We start from the raw sequence: 17,770 nt of genomic DNA on the forward strand, positions 1-17,770 counted from the left end.
TGGTCCTCTCAGGAAATCAGTTTTTCAAGTTCATCTGCTGATAAACGATTGAGAGCCTCCAAGGATTTAGCCAAAACATCATGAACGGGCTGCAAATCGGGTTGCAGGGCTTGTACGGCGTCGCTGAAAGCCGCCAGATCGGCACTGGCGAACAGGCTGGCCAACGGCACGTCGAAGCCCAGCAACTCGCGCAGACGCAGGGCCACCTGGGTGGCCAGCAAGGAATGACCGCCGAGTTCGAAGAAGTTGTCTGTCAGGCCGACCCGCTCCAGTTTCAGGACATCGGCCCAGACCCCGGCGATCTGCTGTTGCAGTTCACTTTCGGGCGCCACATAGCTGTTTTGCAGCAGGCTGGCGTCCGGTTGTGGCAGGGCCTTGCGGTCAAGCTTGCCGTTGGCGGTCAGCGGCAGGCTGTCGAGCAGCAACAGGTGCGCCGGCACCATGTAATCCGGCAGATTGTGCTTGAGCGCCTGGCGCAGCAGCTCACGCCACTGGCCCTGTTGGTCGAGTTCGACCGACTGATCGGCCACCAGATACGCCACCAGCTGCACGCCGCCGGCGCCTGGCTGATCCAGCACCACGGCCTGACGGATTTGCGGCAGTGCCAACAGTTGCGCCTCGATTTCACCCAGCTCGATCCGGAAACCACGGATCTTCACCTGATGGTCGATGCGCCCGGCGTACTCGATCCGGCCATCGGCGCGATAGCGCGCCAGGTCACCGGTGCGATACAGCCGCGCACCGTCGCCCCCGAACGGGTTGGGCACGAAACGCAAGGCGCTGAGGTCGGCACGCTTGAGATAACCGCGTGCCAGCCCGGCGCCGCTGACGTGCAACTCGCCGATGCAGCCCTTGGCCACCGGTTTCAGGTCGGCGTCGAGCACGTACCAGCCCAGGTCCGGGATCGGCTCGCCCAGCGGGCTGCCGGCGTCCTGTTCGAGATCGGCCAGGGTCAACGGACGGTAAGTCACATGAACCGTGGTTTCGGTGATGCCGTACATGTTGATCAGCTGTGGCGCGGTATCGCCGAAGCGTTCGAACCATGGGCGCAGGCTGCGTACTTCCAGCGCTTCACCGCCAAACACCACGTAACGCAACGACAGTTGCGGATCCTGGGGCGCGTCGCAAGCGACCTGCATCAGTTGCTTGAATGCCGACGGCGTCTGGTTGAGCACGGTGATGCGCTCACGGCACAGCAGCGCATGGAACTCCTGCGGCGAGCGGCTGACGCTGTGCGGCACGATCACCAGGCGCCCGCCATGCAGCAGTGCGCCGAAGATTTCCCAGACCGAGAAGTCAAACGCGTAGGAGTGGAACAGCGTCCAGCGATCCTCGGCACCGAAGCTGAACCAAGGCTCTGTTGCCTCGAACAGGCGCAGCACGTTGTCGTGAGCCAGCAGCGTACCTTTCGGTTTGCCGGTGGAGCCCGAGGTGTAGATCACGTAAGCGAGGCTGGCGCTGTCGGCCCAGACCTGCGGGTCGGTTGCCAACTGATCCTGCCAGCGGCTGTCATCACCCAACAGCAGGGTTTCAACGCTCTCGGCAACCTCCAGGTGATCGAGCACACCCGGCTGCATCAGCAGCAGGGCAATGCCGCTGTCCTCGATCATGTACTGCAGACGTTCGGCCGGGTACTGCGGATCCAGCGGCAGGTAAGCCCCGCCAGCCTTGAGGATGGCGACCAGGCCGACGATCATTTCGATGGATCGCTCGGCAGCCAGACCCACCAGCACATCGGCACCGACACCCCGCGCGATCAGGGCATGAGCCAGACGGTTGGCACGGGCGTTGAGTTCGCCGTAGCTCAATTGCTCCTCGCCCAGACTCACGGCAATCGCCTGCGGTGCGCGACGCACCTGTGCTTCGATCAGCTGTGGCAGGGTGCGGGTTTGGGCAAAGGTGGCTGGCGCACGGTTCCAGTCGTGCAGCGTCGCCTGTTGTTGTGCGGCATCGAACAGGCTCAGATCGGCCAGCAGACGTTGCGCGGGCGAGTCGGCCATTTGCTGCAACAGGTGCTGCAAGTGGCCGGCGATCTGCTCGATCTGCGCAGCGCTGAAATGCTGCCGGGCATAGGCCAATTGCAACGACAGGCTGTCGCTCAGGTCCACCAGCACCGTCAACGGCAGGTTGGTCTGTTCCTGGCTGCGTGCCTGGTCGAAACGCAAGCCTTGCGGCGCACCGTTGTTCAACGCCTCCGACACCGGGTAGTTCTCGAACACCAGCAGGCTGTCGAACAAGCCTTCGCCGCGTTGCCCGGACCAGCGCTGAATGTCCGCCAGTGGCGTGTATTCGAATTCGCGCATGGCCAGGTTCAGCGCCTGCACCGTTTGCAGCCACTCACCGAGGGATTGCTCGACACGCGGGGTGGCGATCACCGGCAAGGTGTTGATGAACAAACCGATCTGTTGCTCGACACCTGGCAGCTCGGCCGGACGCCCGGCGACCGTAGCGCCGAACGCCACGGTCGGTTGCCCGGTGTAACGCTGCAACAGCAACAACCAGGCGGCCTGCACCACGGTGTTGAGGGTGACCTTGTGCTGACGGGCGAACGCCCCCAGACGTTGAGTCTGCTCACGGTCCAGCCAACGGGTCTGCTGGTCGTAACCGCTCTGCCCGGCGGTCGCCAGCGTATCGAGGCAGCTGCGGGCCAGGTGGGTCGGCTCATCCAGGTCGGCCAGACGCTCAGTCCAGAATCGCTCGCTGTCCTGACCGTCCTGACGCTGCAGCCAGCCAATGTAATCGCCATAACGGCCCACCGGCGCGGCCGGGGTTTCACCGGCGTAGCGCTGCATCACTTCGCCGAGCAACTGCGAGTTGCTCCAGCCGTCCATGAGAATGTGATGGCTGGTGTAGATCATCTCAAAGCGGTCATCGTCAGTGCGGACCAGCACCAGACGCAGCAGTGGCGCCTGCAACAGGTCGAAGCCTTGTTGCAATTGCTCCCGCGCCAGCACGTCGAGCGCCTCCGCCAGGTCAGCGCGACCTCGCCAGTCATGCAGGCTGAACGGCAACTCGGCCTGACGCTGGACGATTTGCAGCGGCTGCTCCTGCTCGGAAATCCACACAAAACGCGTGCGCAGAATCCCATGGCGATCGACGGCGCCCTGCCAGGCCTGACGCAGACGCTCGGGATCGAGGCCTTCGACGCTGACGCGCATCTGGTTGATGTAATCCCCCGAACCCTGTTCGTACAGGCTGTGGAACAACATGCCCTGTTGCATCGGCGACAGCGGGTAGATGTCTTCGACCTCGGCACCGGCGTCCGGCAAGGCATCGAGCTGTTGCTGGTCGAGCGGCGCCAACGGGAAGTCCGACGGCGTGACGCCGGCGTTCTGTGCAGCGCAGCAATGCTCGATCAGCGCCGCCAGTTCGATCGCGTACTCATCGGCCAGTCGCTGAATGGTGGCTTCATCGAACATCTCGCGGCTGAACGTCCAGCCCAGACTCAACTCGCCCGCGTAAACCTGACCATTGAGTTCCAGCCAGTTGCCCAGTGGCGCCAACGGGCTCTGTTCGTCCCCGGCCTTTTCGCGGGCCGGGGCGAACAGCGCGCCGTCATCGAACTGGCGGTCGAATTGTCCGAGGTAGTTGAACGTGATGCGCGGTGTCGGCAGCGCCGCCAGCTCGCGGCGGGTCGCTTCATCGCCGAAGTAACGCAGCACGCCGAAGCCCAGGCCCTTGCCGGGAATCGCCCGCAACTGTTCCTTGATCTGCTTGATCGAACCGTCGACCGACGCAGTCGGGGTCAGGCGCACCGGGAACAGGCTGGTGAACCAGCCGACGCTGCGACTCAGGTCAAGGTCGTCGAACAGGTCTTCACGACCGTGTCCTTCCAGCTGAATCAAGGTCGAGGCCTGCCCCGTCCAGCGGCAGATGACTCGGGCCAGCGCGGTCATCAGCAAGTCATTGACCTGAGTGCGATACGCCGCCGGCGCCTGTTGCAGCAGTTGTCGGGTCAACGCTTGATCGAGGCGCGTCTGTACGGTGTGCGCATCGCGGTTTTGCAGACTGGCTTGCGGATTGATGCACGGCAGGTCGACCGGCGCATCGGCCAGTTGTGTACGCCACAGCTCGAGTTCACCCGCGAGTCGTGGCGCGTGCTGTTGCAAACGTTCTGCCCAGTGCTTGAAGGCGCTGGTCTTGGCCGGCAGAACCAGGGGTTTGCCGTCGATGCGCTGCTGATAAGCGCTTTGTAGATCTTCCAGCAGAATCCGCCAGGACACACCGTCCACCACCAGGTGGTGCACCGCCAGCAACAAGCGTTGCGAACCATCGCCCACAGTCACCAGCAAGCCACGCAACAGCGGGCCTTGCGCCAGGTCGAAGCTGCGCTGCGCTGCCAGGCAGGCGGCCTGCAACTGTTGTTCATCGCTGACTGAAGCCTGCATCAGCAGGTGGTGTCTGACGGTTGTTGCGTGGTGATTCGCGGTCCAGCCGTCGGTGGTTTCAGTGAACGACAGGCGCAAGGCATCGTGATGCTCGACCAACGCTTGCAAGGCTTGCTCAAGTGCGTCGGCCTCGATGCTGATGGCCGGCTTGAGCATCACCGACTGGTTCCAGTGGTGACGCTCGGCAATGTCTGTCGCGAAGAACCACTGCTGGAACGGCAGCAGCGGCGTAGCGCCGCCGACCGGGCCCTGATCGATCTGCCCCGCGCCATCGCCCAACGTCGCCACACCCGCCAGCGCCTGGACGGTCTGATACTGAAACAAGTCTTTGGGGGTAAAGCGGATGCCGGCCTGACGGGCACGGGCCACCACCTGAATCGAAATGATCGAATCGCCACCCAGTTCAAAGAAGTTATCGCCCAGCCCGACTCGCGGCAGCTTCAGTACATCGGCCCACACCGCAGCGATACGCTGCTCCAACGCATTGCGCGGCGCGATGTATTCGGCCTTGCCCGCCCCCCATTCAGGTTTCGGCAGCGCCTTGCGATCCAGCTTGCCGTTGGGACTCAACGGCATCTGCGCAAGATTCATCCACTGATTGGGCACCATGTACTCCGGCAGTCCGGCGTGCAGATGCCGCATCAGGGCGTCGCGCCAGTCCGCGCTTTCTTCGTTCAACACCACGTAAGCGGTCAGCAGCTTGCCGTCGATCACCAGCACCGCCGCTTCACGGACGTTGCCATGCTCCAGCAGACGCGCTTCGATTTCACCGAGCTCGATACGCAAGCCGCGCAGCTTGACCTGATGGTCGATCCGGCCAGCGTATTCGATCACGCCGTCGGCGCGGTAACGCGCCAGGTCACCGGTGCGGTAGATCCGCTCGCCATCGCCATAGGGGCTGACGGCAAAGCGTTCGGCGGTCAGCGCCGGACGCTGGTGGTAACCCCGCGCCAGACCGACGCCCGCCAGGTACAACTCGCCGAGCACACCGGTCGGCACCGGTTCGAGGTTATCGTCAAGGATGTAGCAGCCGAGGTTGGCAATCGGCCGTCCGATCGGCACGCTGTCGCGGCCCTCCTCCACACACGTCCAGTGCGTGACGTCGATGGCGGCTTCCGTCGGGCCGTAAAGGTTATAAAGCCCGGCCGTTGGCAGTTTGGCGAAGACTTGCTGTTGCGCGTCCGCCGGCAGCGCTTCGCCGCTGCACACGATGCGTTGCAGGCTGGTGCACGTGGCAACGTCGGCGTCCTGCAGGAAGGCCTGCAACATCGACGGCACAAAGTGCAGCGTGGTGATGTGTTCGCGCTTGATCAACGCCACCAGTTTGGCTGGATCGCGGTGATCGCCCGGCGCTGCGACGACCAGCCGTGCGCCGGTCATCAGTGGCCAGAAGAACTCCCACACCGAAACGTCAAAGCTGAACGGCGTCTTCTGCAGCACGCTGTCGCCCGCGCCGATCTCATAGGCCTGTTGCATCCAGCACAGACGGTTGGTCAGGGCGACATGACGGTTGCCGGCACCTTTCGGTTTGCCGGTGGAGCCTGAGGTGTAGATCACATAGGCGAGGTTTTCACCGGTGACCGCCACGTCCGGATTGTGGCTGGCGAAGCCCTCCAGCGATGCCTCAAGCAACAGGGTTTGCACCTGCCCGTTCAATGGCAAGGCATCGAGCAGATGCGCCTGGGTCAGCAACAGCTGCACGCCGCTGTCTTCGATCATGTAGGCCAGGCGATCCTGCGGGTATTCCGGGTCGAGCGGCACGTAGGCGCCTCCGGCCTTGAGCACGGCCAACAGACCGACGACCATTTCCATCGACCGTTCGGCAGCGATGCCGACCAGGCTTTCAGGTCCGACACCCAGCGCCATCAGCTTGTGTGCCAACCGGTTGGCGCGGGCATTGAGCTGCGCGTAGCTCAGGCATTCATCGGCGAACTTCAGCGCTGCGGCGTCCGGGGTGCGCAGGACCTGTGCCTCGATCAGTTGCTGCACGCTCAGGTGTAACGGGTACTCGGTGGCGGTGGCGTTCCAGTCTTCGAGAATCCGTTGGCGCTCTTGCGCGGCGAGCATCGGCAACGCGGCAATCGACTGTTGCGGCGCAGCGACAATCGCCCGCAACAATGCCTGCCAGTGTTCGAACAGGCGCGCGATGGTCGCCGCTTCGAACAAGTCGCTGGCGTAGGTCAGGCTGACCATCAGCCCGGCGGCGGTTTCCGTGGTGTCCAGGGTCAAGTCGAATTGTGCGGTGGCGCTGTTCCACGGCAGGCCTTCGATGCGCAGATCCGCCACATCGGTGACCGGCGCTGCATCGCGCTGGTGGTTGAACAGCACCTGGAACAACGGGCTGTGGCTGAGGCTGCGCTCTGGCGCCAGCGCTTCCACCAATTGCTCGAACGGCAGATCCTGATGCGCCTGGGCGCCCATTGCAGCCTGACGGGTCTGCGCCAGCAGATCACGGAAACTCAGGTCGCCGGCAAACTGTGCGCGCATCACCTGGGTGTTGACGAAGAAGCCGATCAGGCCCTCGGTCTCGGCGCGATTGCGGTTGGCAATCGGCACGCCGACACGGATATCGTCCTGACCGCTGTAGCGGTGCAGCAGGGTCTGGAACGAGGCCAGCAAGAGCATGAACATCGTCACCCCCTCACGTCCGGCAAGCGCCTGCAACTGCGCGCTCAATGCAGATTCCAATGGCGCCTCCAGCCGCGCGCCACGGTAGCTCTGCACCGCCGGACGCGAATGGTCCAGCGGTAACTCCAGCACCGGTTGTTCGCCGCCAAGCTGGCCCACCCAATAATCGAGTTGACGCTGCCGCTCGCCCGCCTCCATCCACTGCCGTTGCCACTGCGCGAAATCGGCGTATTGCAGCGGCAGCGCGGCCAGTTCGAGCGGTTTTCCGGCGCGTTCTGCGGCATACATCGCCATCAGTTCGCGCACCATCACTTGCATCGACCAGCCGTCAGACACGATGTGGTGCTGGGTGATCACCAATACGTGATCATCCGCCGCCAACCGCAACAGACTGACGCGCAGCAGCGGCCCGTTCAGCAGATCGAACGGCTGGCGAATCTGCGCCTGCACCCAGCTCGAAAGATTGTCCTCGGCGTCGAGGCTGTGCTGTTCAATCGTCAATTGGCCGTGCGCATGAACCACCTGCACAGTGCGCTCGTCGTCCTGGCGGAACGTGGTGCGCAACGGTTCGTGACGCGCCACCAGTTGATTGAAGCTGTTCTGCAACCCGACGATGTCCAGAGCACCGCGCAAGCGCAGCGCACTTGGCACGTGGTAAGCAGCACTGTCCGGCTCCAGCTGCCAGAGGAACCACTGCCGTTCCTGGGCATAAGACAACGCCAGTGCAGCACCGCGCTGCAGCGCCATCATCGGCACGCTTTCGCTGTGTTGCAGGGTGGCGCAGGCGGCGGCAAAGGCTTGCAGCGTCGGCTGCTCGAACAGGGTGCGCATCGGCACATCGAGTTTGAGCGTCTGGCGGACCCGGGAAATCACCTGGGTGGCCAGCAGCGAGTGACCGCCTCGCTCGAAGAAGTGATCGTTGAGCCCCACGGTGCCGGACTCCAGCACGGCTTCCCAGATCTGCGCCAATTGCACTTGCAGCAAGGTCTGCGGCGCTGCATAAACGCTCAGGTCCTGGCTCAGTTCGACTTTCGGCAGCGCGGTACGATCAAGTTTGCCATTGTTGTTCAACGGCAACGCGTCCAGCGACAGCAGGTGCGCCGGCACCATGTAATCAGGCAGCAGCTGTTGCAGCGAAGCCTTGAGCGAGTCCAGCCACTGCGCCTGCGCGGTCGCAGGTTCGGTTCCTGTCTCGGGCACCACATAAGCCACCAGTTGCGCGCCACCCGGGAAATCCTGAGCGATCACCGCAGCCGCGCGCACGCCCTCCTGTGCTTGCAGGCAGGCTTCGATTTCACCCATTTCAATGCGCAAGCCACGGATCTTCACCTGGTGGTCGATACGCCCGGCGTACTCCAGATCAGCGTTTTCGTTGTAACGCGCCAGGTCGCCACTGCGATACAGCCGCGCCCCCGGCTCGGTGGCAAACGGGTCTGGCAGGAAACGTTCGGCGGTGAGGGCCGGACGATCGAAATACTGCTGCGCCAGACAGGCACTCGCGCCAATGCACAACTCGCCGACGCCACCGGCAGGCAGCAATTGCCCGGCGCTGTCGAGCACGTACAACGCGCGGCCAGCAATGGCCCGGCCAATCGGAATGCCGAAGCTGTCGCTGGCATCGCTCAAGCGGCAGTCGTGAACGCTCGACACCACCGTCGCCTCGGTCGGCCCGTAGGTGTTGAGCAAGCGCACGTGGCTCAGTCCTGCTTCGTGCCACAGGCGCAGCCCTTCGACCGACATGGCTTCGCCGCCGACATGCACCTGACGCAACGCGCCCAGACCGGTGATGTTGCCGCCCGCGCATTCACGCGCCAGCAAGAACCAGTAGGCCGCCGGCAAGTCCGCCAGAGTCACGCCATGGTCGACGATCTCGTCCGCCAGCTGCACGACGTCCCAGAGTTCGTCGCCGCGCATGATCAGCGCCGCGCCGACACACAGCGGCGGGTAACACTGCTCGACAAAACCGTCGAAGCTGAAGGTCGCAAACTGCAGCACGCGATCATCGGCCGTGAGCGCCGAATACTCGGCACCGGTCTGGCAGAACTCGCGCAGCGCCGCGTGAGCAATCGCCACGCCTTTTGGCTGACCGGTGGAGCCCGAGGTGTAGATCACGTAGGCCAGGTCATCGGCCGTGGCGTGATTCAGCGGATCGCTGTCCGGATAAGCGCCCAGCGTCTGGATGATGTCGCCCAGCTGCAAATACTCCAGGCCAGCCGCAAGCGGCACGTCTTGCAGGAGAGCGGATTCATCGAGCAGCAGATCGACACGGCTGTCTTCGATCATGTAGGCCAGACGCTGGGCCGGGTAGTTGGCATCAAGCGGCACGTACGCGGCGCCCGTCTTCAGCACTGCCAGCAGGCTGACGATCATTTGCGGGCCACGACGCAGCGCCAGGCCGACACGCTTGCCCGGCGCCGCACCGCTGGCCAGCAAACGGTGGGCGAGGCGATTCGCCTGGCGGTTCAGTTCGTCATAGCTCAGGCGCTGTTCACCGCACTGCACGGCCAGCGCCTGCGGTGTGGCTTTGGCCTGCGCGGCAATGCGTTCGTGCACCAGACCTGCATGCTGCAACTGCAACGCTGGCGGCTGACAGTGGGAGAGCATGGCGCGCGTGGTGGCGTCATCGAGCAGCGTCAGGTTGCCCAGGCAGCCTGTGGCATTGCTGATCAGTTGCTCAAGCAAGTGGCGCAGGTTGGCGCAGAGCCTGTGCACCTGGGCGGCGCTGAATCGTGCAGCGTCGTAGCTCATCTCCAGGCTCAGCGTGGCACCGAGTTCGATACCCAGCGTCAGCGGATAGTGGGTGCGTTCGTGGTTGTGCAGGTTGCCGAAGGTCAACCCGGCCGGAGCACCTTGTTTCAGCGCCTCGGCGACCGGGAAGTTTTCGAACACCAGCAGGCTGTCGAACAGCGCCGAGCCCTGATGCCCTGCCCAACCCTGAATGTCGTACAGCGGCACATGCTCGAACTCACGCAGGGCCAGGTTCTGCGCCTGCAGATCAGCCAGCCACTGCCCGACGCGATGATCCGGGCGCGGATTGCACACCAGCGGCAGGGTGTTGATGAACAGCCCCAGTTGCTGCTCGATGCCCGGCAGCGGCGCCGAACGACCGGCCACTGTGGCGCCGAACGCTACGCAGTCCTGACCGGTGTAGCGTTGCAGCAGCAGGCTCCAGGCCGCTTGCAACAACGTGTTGAGGGTGACTTTCTGCTGACGGGCGAACTCGCCCAGACGCCGTGTTGCGGCTTCGTCGAGCACCTCGCGATGTTCGTCTGTGCCGTGGCCGCCCACGGGTGGACGCAGGGTGTCGGCAAGCAGCGTCGGCGCCTGCAACGGGGCCAGCGCAGCATTCCAGAACGCCTTGCCGGCGCCTGCCGATTGCTGCTGCAACCAACCCATGTAATCGCGGTAATGCCCGACCGGCGCCGGCAGTGGGCGCCCGGCGGCGTAGTGGGAAATCACCTCGCCGAGCAACTGCGCATTACTCCAGCCGTCCATCAGGATGTGATGGCTGGTGTAGATCAAGTGCCAATGATCGGCGCCGGTGCGCACCAGTTTCAGGCGCAGCAACGGCGCGCAGTCGAGTTCGAAACCCTGCGCCCGCTCGGTCTCGGCCAGCGCATCGGTGTCAGTGTTGTCCAGTATCTGCAGCGGCAGTTGCACCTCGCGGCTGATCACCTGATGGGCGCTGTCCAGGCCTTGCCAGTGGAAGCTGCTGCGCAGCACATCATGACGCGCCAGCGCCGCTTGCCAGGCACTGGCAAAACGCTGCGGATCAAGGCCCTGGATGTCCAGACGCATCTGGCTGATATAGGCCTCGGCCTGCGGTTCGTACAAGGTGTGGAACAACATGCCCTGCTGCATCGGCGACAGCGGATAGACATCTTCGATGACAGCGGCGGCGACCGGCAACGCATCCAGTTGCGCCTGGCTGAGGCGTGCCAACGGGAAGTCCGATGGCGTCGCTTGCGCGGTGTCGAGGGTGCAGCAGTGCTCGATCAGTGCCGTCAGTTCGGCGGCGTAGCGATCAGCCAGCCTTTGCACGGTGGCACTGTCGAACATCTGCGAACTGAAGCCCCAAATCAGGCCCAATTCGCCGCCATAAACCTGGCCTTCGATCGTCAACCAGTTATCCAGCGGCGCCTGTGAATCCTGGGCGACACCGCCGGACTCGGTGGATGGCACCAGCAACGCCTGCTCATCGAACTGCCGGTCGAATTGCCCCAGATAGTTGAAGGTGATGCGCGGCGGCGGCAGCAACGCCAGCTCTTCACGCACCGACGGCGCTGCCAGATAACGCAGCACGCCGTAACCCAGACCTTTGTCCGGCACCGCACGCAGTTGTTCTTTGATCGCCTTGATCGAACCGTCGAGATCCTCGCTCGCCACCAGATTGACGGCGAACAGGCTGGTGAACCAGCCGATGCTGCGCGTCAGGTCGATGTCGTCGAACAGGTCTTCACGGCCATGGCCTTCGAGTTGAATCAAGGTGCCCGGCTGACCGCTCCAGCCACTGATGGTGCGCGCCAGTGCCGTCAGCAGCAGATCGTTGACCTGCGTGCGATACGCCGCCGGCGCCTGTTGCAGCAATTGGCGCGTGCGCTCAGCGTCCAGACGCCATTCGATCTTTTCCCCGAAGCGGTTTTGCAGGCTGCCTTCAGGGCGCTCGCACGGCAGATCCCGTGCGTCGTGGTGCTGGGCTTTCCAGTAAGCCAGTTGATCGTCGAAGCGCGAAGCCTCGGTGCTCAGGCGCGCCGTCCAGCTCTGGAACGCGCTGGTTTTGGCCGGCAATTGCACGCCACCGCCCGCCGCCAGCTGTTCGTAGGCTTGCTGCAGATCTTCCAGCAACACGCGCCACGACACGCCGTCCACCACCAGGTGATGGAGGATCAGCGACAGGCGCTGACTGCCATCGGCCATGGTCACCAACACGGCACGCAACAACGGCCCGTTGGCCAGATCAAGACTGCGCTGGGCATCGTCGCAATGGGCGGTCAGTTGCTCGGTCGTCTCGGCCGTGCGCAGCCACAGCTCAGCGCGTTCGACCTGTGCGGCGTACGCTTGCTGCCAGCCGTCGGCGCCCTCGACAAAACGCAGGCGCAAGGCATCGTGATGATTGATCACATGGGTCAATGCGGCATCGAGCCACTGCGCATTCAGCGCCTCGCGCGGGGTCAGCAACAGGGACTGGTTCCAATGTTCACGCCGAGGCATCACCCGGCTGAAGAACTGCTGCTGGATCGGCCCCAACAAGGCCTCGCCCGTGGCCGGCGCCTGATCCACCGAACTGTGGCTGTCGAGGATCGCGACCAGCGCCAGACTGCGCACAGTCTGATACTGGAACAGATCGCGCGGGCTGATACGGATCCCGGCCTGCCGCGCGCGGCTGACCACTTGAATCGAAATGATCGAATCGCCGCCCAGCTCGAAAAAGTTGTCCTCCAGACCCACGCGTTGCAAACCGAGCACGTCTTCCCAGATCGCCGCCAGGGCTTTTTGCATGGCATCCTGCGGCGCGACAAAAGCTTGCTGCGGCGCGGCATCCGGCTGCGGCAAGGCTTTGCGATCGAGCTTGCCGTTGGCGGTGACCGGCAATTTTGCCAGCGTCATCAGGTAGGTCGGCACCATGAATTCCGGCAGGCTGCCGAGCAGCCACGCCTTGACGTCCTGATGCCATTGTTCGTCTGCCTGAGCAGTTTCCAGCACCAGATAGCCGACCAGATGTTTGCCGCCCTGCACCAGCACCACGGCTTCACGCACCAGCGGATGCTGCATCAGGCGGGTTTCGATTTCACCCAGCTCGATACGCAAGCCACGCAGCTTGACCTGATGATCGAGACGCCCGAGGTATTCGATGACGCCGTCGGCACGTTGGCGTACCCGGTCACCGGTGCGGTACAGACGCGCACCTTCATGGAACGGGCACGGGACAAAACGCTCGGCGGTCAGCGCCGGGCGCTGGTGATAACTGCGCGCCAACCCTGCTCCGCCCAGGTACAGCTCACCCGCCACGCCGCTCGGCACCGGCAGCAGTTCGGCGTCGAGCACATGGGTGCGCAGGTTGGCGATCGGCCGTCCGATCGGCACGCTGTCGGCACCTTCGTCGACACAGGTCCAGTGGGTGACGTCGATGGCCGCTTCGGTCGGGCCATACAGGTTATAGAGCCCGGCGTTCGGCAGCTTGGCAAACACCTGCAGTTGCGCGTCCAGTGGCAGTGCCTCGCCGCTGCAGACAATGCGTTTGAGGCCGACACAGGTCTCGACGCCCGGCTCATGAATGAACGCCTGCAACATCGACGGGACAAAGTGCAACGTGCTGATGCCGTAGTGGTTGATGGTCTCGATCAACAGCGATGGATCGCGGTGCGCGCCCGGGGCTGCCACGACCAGTCGGGCGCCGGTCAGCAGCGGCCAGAAAAACTCCCAGACCGACACGTCAAAACTGAACGGTGTCTTCTGCAGCACCGAATCGCTGGCATCGAGCCGGTAAGCCTCCTGCATCCAGCACAAACGGTTGACCAGCGCCGCATGACTGTTGCCGGCGCCTTTCGGTTTACCGGTGGAGCCGGAGGTGTAAATCACGTACGCGAGGTTTTGCGGATCGATGACCGCCTCGACACGGCCTTCGCTGTAGCGATCCAGCCATTCGGCTTCCTGATCAAGCGTAATGACGTTCACCCCGGCCGTTGGCAGCGACGCCAGCAACGCGCTCTGGGTCAGCAGCAAGGTAATGCCGCTGTCCTCGATCATGTAGGCCAGGCGCTCTTGCGGGTACTCCGGATCCAGCGGCACATAGGCGCCGCCGGCCTTGAGAATCGCCAAAAGGCCAATGACCATTTCCAGCGAACGCTCGACACAGATCCCCACCAGGCTGTCGGCCCGCACGCCTTGCTCACGCAGCAGATGGGCCAGTTGGTTGGCCCGCGCGTCGAGTTGCGCGTAGCTCAGGGTTTGTTCGCCGAACACCAGCGCCGGTGCATCCGGGGTGCGGGTCACCTGGGCTTCGATCAATTGATGAATGGGTTGCTCGGTGGGATAAACCGCTGTTGCACCGTTCCACGCATGCACCAGCGTGTACTGCTCATCCGCGTCCAGCAACGGCAGCTCGCCAATGCGTTGCGCAGGATCAGCGACCATGGCCTTGAGCAGACGCAACCAGTGGCGCGCCATGCGTTCGATGGTCGGCGCGTCGAACAGGTCGCTGGCGTAAGTCAGTGCGGCGTGCAGCTTGCCGCCCTTCTCGTAGGTGTCGAGTGTCAAGTCAAACTGAGTGGTGCGGCTTTGCCAGTCGAGGCTTTCGAGCACCAGGCCCGAGGCTGTGCCCAGGGCGGCGATATCGGCCACCTGCGGCTGATGGTTGTACATCACCTGGAACAGCGGCGTGTGACTGAGGCTGCGCTCCAGTTTCAGTGCTTCGACCAGTTGCTCGAACGGCAGATCCTGATGCGCCTGGGCGCCGAGCGCCGTCTCTTTGACCGCCTGCAGCAACGCATCGACGCGCGTCTGGCCATCGACTTTTGTGCGCAGCACCTGGGTGTTGACGAAGAAACCGATCAGACCTTCGATCTCGGCGCGATTGCGGTTGGCAATCGGCACGCCGACACGGATATCGGTCTGCCCGGTGTAACGGTGCAGCAGCGCATTGAACGCGCCAAGCAACAACATGAACAACGTGACCTGATGCTGTTGCGCGGTGGCGCGCAACTGGTCGGCCAACTGGCCGTCGACGGCAAACTCATAGCGTGTGCCGCGATAGCTCGGCATGGCCGGACGCGAATGGTCCAGCGGCAGTTCCAGCACGGGATGCTCGTCACCCAACTGCGCCTGCCAGTACTCCAGTTGCCGTGCCTGCTCGCCGGCCTCCAGCCAGCGACGTTGCCACAGGGCGTAATCGCTGTACTGAACCGGCAGGGCTGCCAGCGCCGGTGGCTGGCCGGCGTCAAAGGCGTCATAGCACCGGATGAATTCGTCGATCAGCACGTTCATCGACCAGCCATCGGAAACGATGTGGTGCAGGGTCAGCAGCAAGACGTGCTCCTGCTCGGCGAGCTTGAGCAAGGTGACTCGCAGCAACGGCCCGACCGCCAGATCGAACGGCAACACCGATTGCTGCTCGGCGGCACGAACAACCGCTTCCTCGCGTTCGGTGGCCGGCAGCGCAGTGAAATCTTCATGATGGATGTTCAAGGTCGCCGGGGCCGGCACTTGCAGCAGGCTGTCATCCGCCTGGCGCTGGAACACCGTGCGCAAGGTTTCATGTCGCGCCACCAGCGCAGCAAAGGCCTGCTCCAGCGCTGACAGATTCAGCCGCCCGGTCAGGCGTACCGCGCCCGGCAAGTTGTATGCGCCGCTGTGCGGATCCAGTTGCCAGAGAAACCACATCCGTTGCTGCGCGTAAGACAACGCCTGGCGATCGTCGGCCTCGATCCCGGCGGGAATCGGGAAACGGGCGAAATCCACGCCCTCCTTTTGCAGGGCCGCGAGGAACATCTGGCGCTTTTCCAGGGGCAACCCGATAAACCGGCGAGCAAGTTTCAAGGAGTCTTCAGCATTCATTTCTTAGCATCCGGATCAGTAGGCAGGAAGCACAAAGGCACGTCGTCCCTATAAAACGAATGCACATCGGAAAAATTAGCGAATGAGAAGAACTATCAGGAGGGAAGCAGGCGGGAATTTTCAGACGGGCAGGAAACCCTGTGGGCGCGATCAGCTCGCTCACACAGGGTTTCCCGTTGCTCAGGAAATGGCGGGTATTGAGTGCCGGCGATGGTGTACGTCGAGCTGATCCTTGATGACCTTCAGCACCTTGGCCTCGTGTTCATGGATGAAGAAATGACCGCCAGCAAGCATGTCCACGGAGAAACTGCCGAGGGTTTCCTTGCTCCAGCCGATCAATTGCTCGGTGGTCGCGCGGTCGGTCGTACCACCCAGCACATGCACCGGGCATTTGAGCAGCGGACGCTGGATCGGCTGAAAACGTCCGCACAACAGAAAGTCGGCACGCAGCACCGGCAGGGTCAGGCTCATCAATTCGGCATTGGCGAGAATTTCCTCGCTGGTGCCATTCAAGGTGCGTAACTGCTCGATCAGTTCGGCATCGCTCTTCGGTTCGGCAAAGCCGCGGTCATATTCACTGCGCAGCGTCGGCGCCGCCGTGCCGGAGGCGAACAGCGCAACCGGCTCCGGCAACCCCAGAGCGCGCAAGGCATGGGCCAGTTCGCAGGCCAGCAGCGCGCCGAGGCTGTGGCCGAAAATCGCATAAGGCGCACGCAGGGTCGTTTGCAGTTCGCTGGCCAACTGACGGGCCAGCGCCCGCATGTCGGTTTGCAGCGCTTCGCCAAAACGTGCGCCGCGACCCGGTAGCTCTACCGGCTGCAGCGTCAGCCACTGCGGCAATTTGCGGCGCCAGCGGCTGTAGACCATGGCACTGGCGCCCGAATAAGGAAGGCACAGCAATGTCAGCTGAGTCACCCGGCTTACCTCGAAAAGTTGTCTGTATAAAAGAACGAAGGCGGCCCTGCAGAAATTAGCCCGCGCGCGTCTATCCAGTCATTTCAAGTGGCGGAAACTCTGCACCGCCGAGCCCAGTACCACCGCCCCGGCGGCAATCGCCAGCCAGAAGCCGCTGCGCGCACCGAACGCATCCACCAATGCGCCGGAACCGGCGGCGCCGATGGCCACGCCGATGCTCAAACCGGTCACCAGCCAGGTCAGGCCTTCGGTGAGTTTGGCCGGCGGCACGATGCGCTCGATCAACGCCATCGCCACGATCAGGGTCGGCGAGAAGAACAGCCCGGCGATGAACACCGCGACAGCCAACCCGAAAATGTTGTTCGCCAGCAACAACGGCAAAGTGGTCACCGCCGTCGCGATCCCGCCATACAGAAACAACCTGGGCAACGGCAGTTTCGAGCGCATCGCACCGAAGGCGATACCGGCCAGACAGGAACCGATGGCATACACCGACAGCACGATGCTGGCCGCCGCCGGCTGGCCCTGCTGCTGGGCGAACGCGACGCTGACCACATCCACCACGCCGACGATCACGCCCATGGCCAGCATCAACGCCAGCAGCCATTGCACGTCGGTCGAACGAATGATCGAACCCTGATGCTCTGATTCGTGAGGATGCACCGGCGGCTCGGTGCTGCGCTGGGCGACGAACGCCGTCACGCCGATCGCCAACATCAACAACGCTGCCAGCGGCCCGGCTTCGGGAAACACACCGACGCACAAGCCCACCGACAACGGCGGGCCGACGATGAAGCAGACTTCGTCGAGCACCGACTCCAGCGCATACGCGGTCTGCAATTGCGGCTGGCCGCGATAGATTTCGGTCCAGCGCGCCCGCGCCATCGCCGACATGCTCGGCATGCAACCGGCCAATGCTGCGCAGACAAACAGCGTCCAGGTCGGCGCCTGCAAACGGGTACACAATAGCAACATCAACAGCGCGCCCCCGCCGATCAGCGCCGCCACCGGCAGCACCCGCCCCTGGCCGAAACGGTCCACCAACCGTGACACCTGCGGCGCGCAAAACGCCGTGGCCAGCGCAAACGTCGCCGCCACCCCACCCGCCAATGCGTAGCCGCCGGTCAATTGCGAGAGCATGGTAATCACACCGATACCGGTCATGGAAATCGGCATGCGCGCGATCATCGCGGCCATCACAAAGGCCCGGGCGCCGGGGGCGTTGAACAACTCGCGGTAAGGGTTTGCCATCGGATGCAGCCTCATCAGGGGCGGCCAAGTTGCCA

At 63.5% G+C, this 17,770-nt stretch carries 3 protein-coding genes; all 3 read right to left on the reverse strand.

All coding sequences use genetic code 11. From position 1 onward, the window contains the following. Positions 1-8: 8 nt before the first annotated feature. The 3 genes from L6D74_RS12925 to L6D74_RS12935 all read right to left on the reverse strand — a co-directional run bounded on the left by L6D74_RS12925 (position 9) and on the right by L6D74_RS12935 (position 17,735). A complete protein-coding gene (locus L6D74_RS12925) occupies positions 9-15,569 on the reverse strand; it encodes a non-ribosomal peptide synthetase (RefSeq protein ID WP_236189415.1) in 15,561 nt (5,186 codons plus the stop codon). Between the two features lie 180 nt (positions 15,570-15,749). Beyond that, positions 15,750-16,484 carry a thioesterase II family protein gene (locus L6D74_RS12930; protein WP_236189417.1) on the reverse strand — a complete coding sequence of 245 codons (735 nt, stop codon included), beginning with the start codon at positions 16,482-16,484 and terminating at the stop codon, positions 15,750-15,752. Positions 16,485-16,562: 78 nt separating this feature from the next. Then, positions 16,563-17,735, reverse strand: a complete 1,173-nt coding sequence (locus tag L6D74_RS12935) for an MFS transporter (RefSeq protein ID WP_236189418.1) — start codon at positions 17,733-17,735, stop codon at positions 16,563-16,565. Positions 17,736-17,770 lie beyond the last annotated feature (35 nt).

The organism is Pseudomonas pharyngis (genome assembly GCF_021602345.1).
GTDB classification, from domain to species: Bacteria; Pseudomonadota; Gammaproteobacteria; order Pseudomonadales; family Pseudomonadaceae; genus Aquipseudomonas; species Aquipseudomonas pharyngis.

What these genes read in the sequence shown, in the direction of transcription:
- L6D74_RS12935 (WP_236189418.1), bottom strand. Translation starts at nt 17,735, where the DNA reads ATGGCAAACCCTTACCGCGAGTTGTTCAACGCCCCCGGCGCCCGGGCC.
- L6D74_RS12925 (WP_236189415.1), bottom strand. Translation starts at nt 15,569, where the DNA reads ATGAATGCTGAAGACTCCTTGAAACTTGCTCGCCGGTTTATCGGGTTG.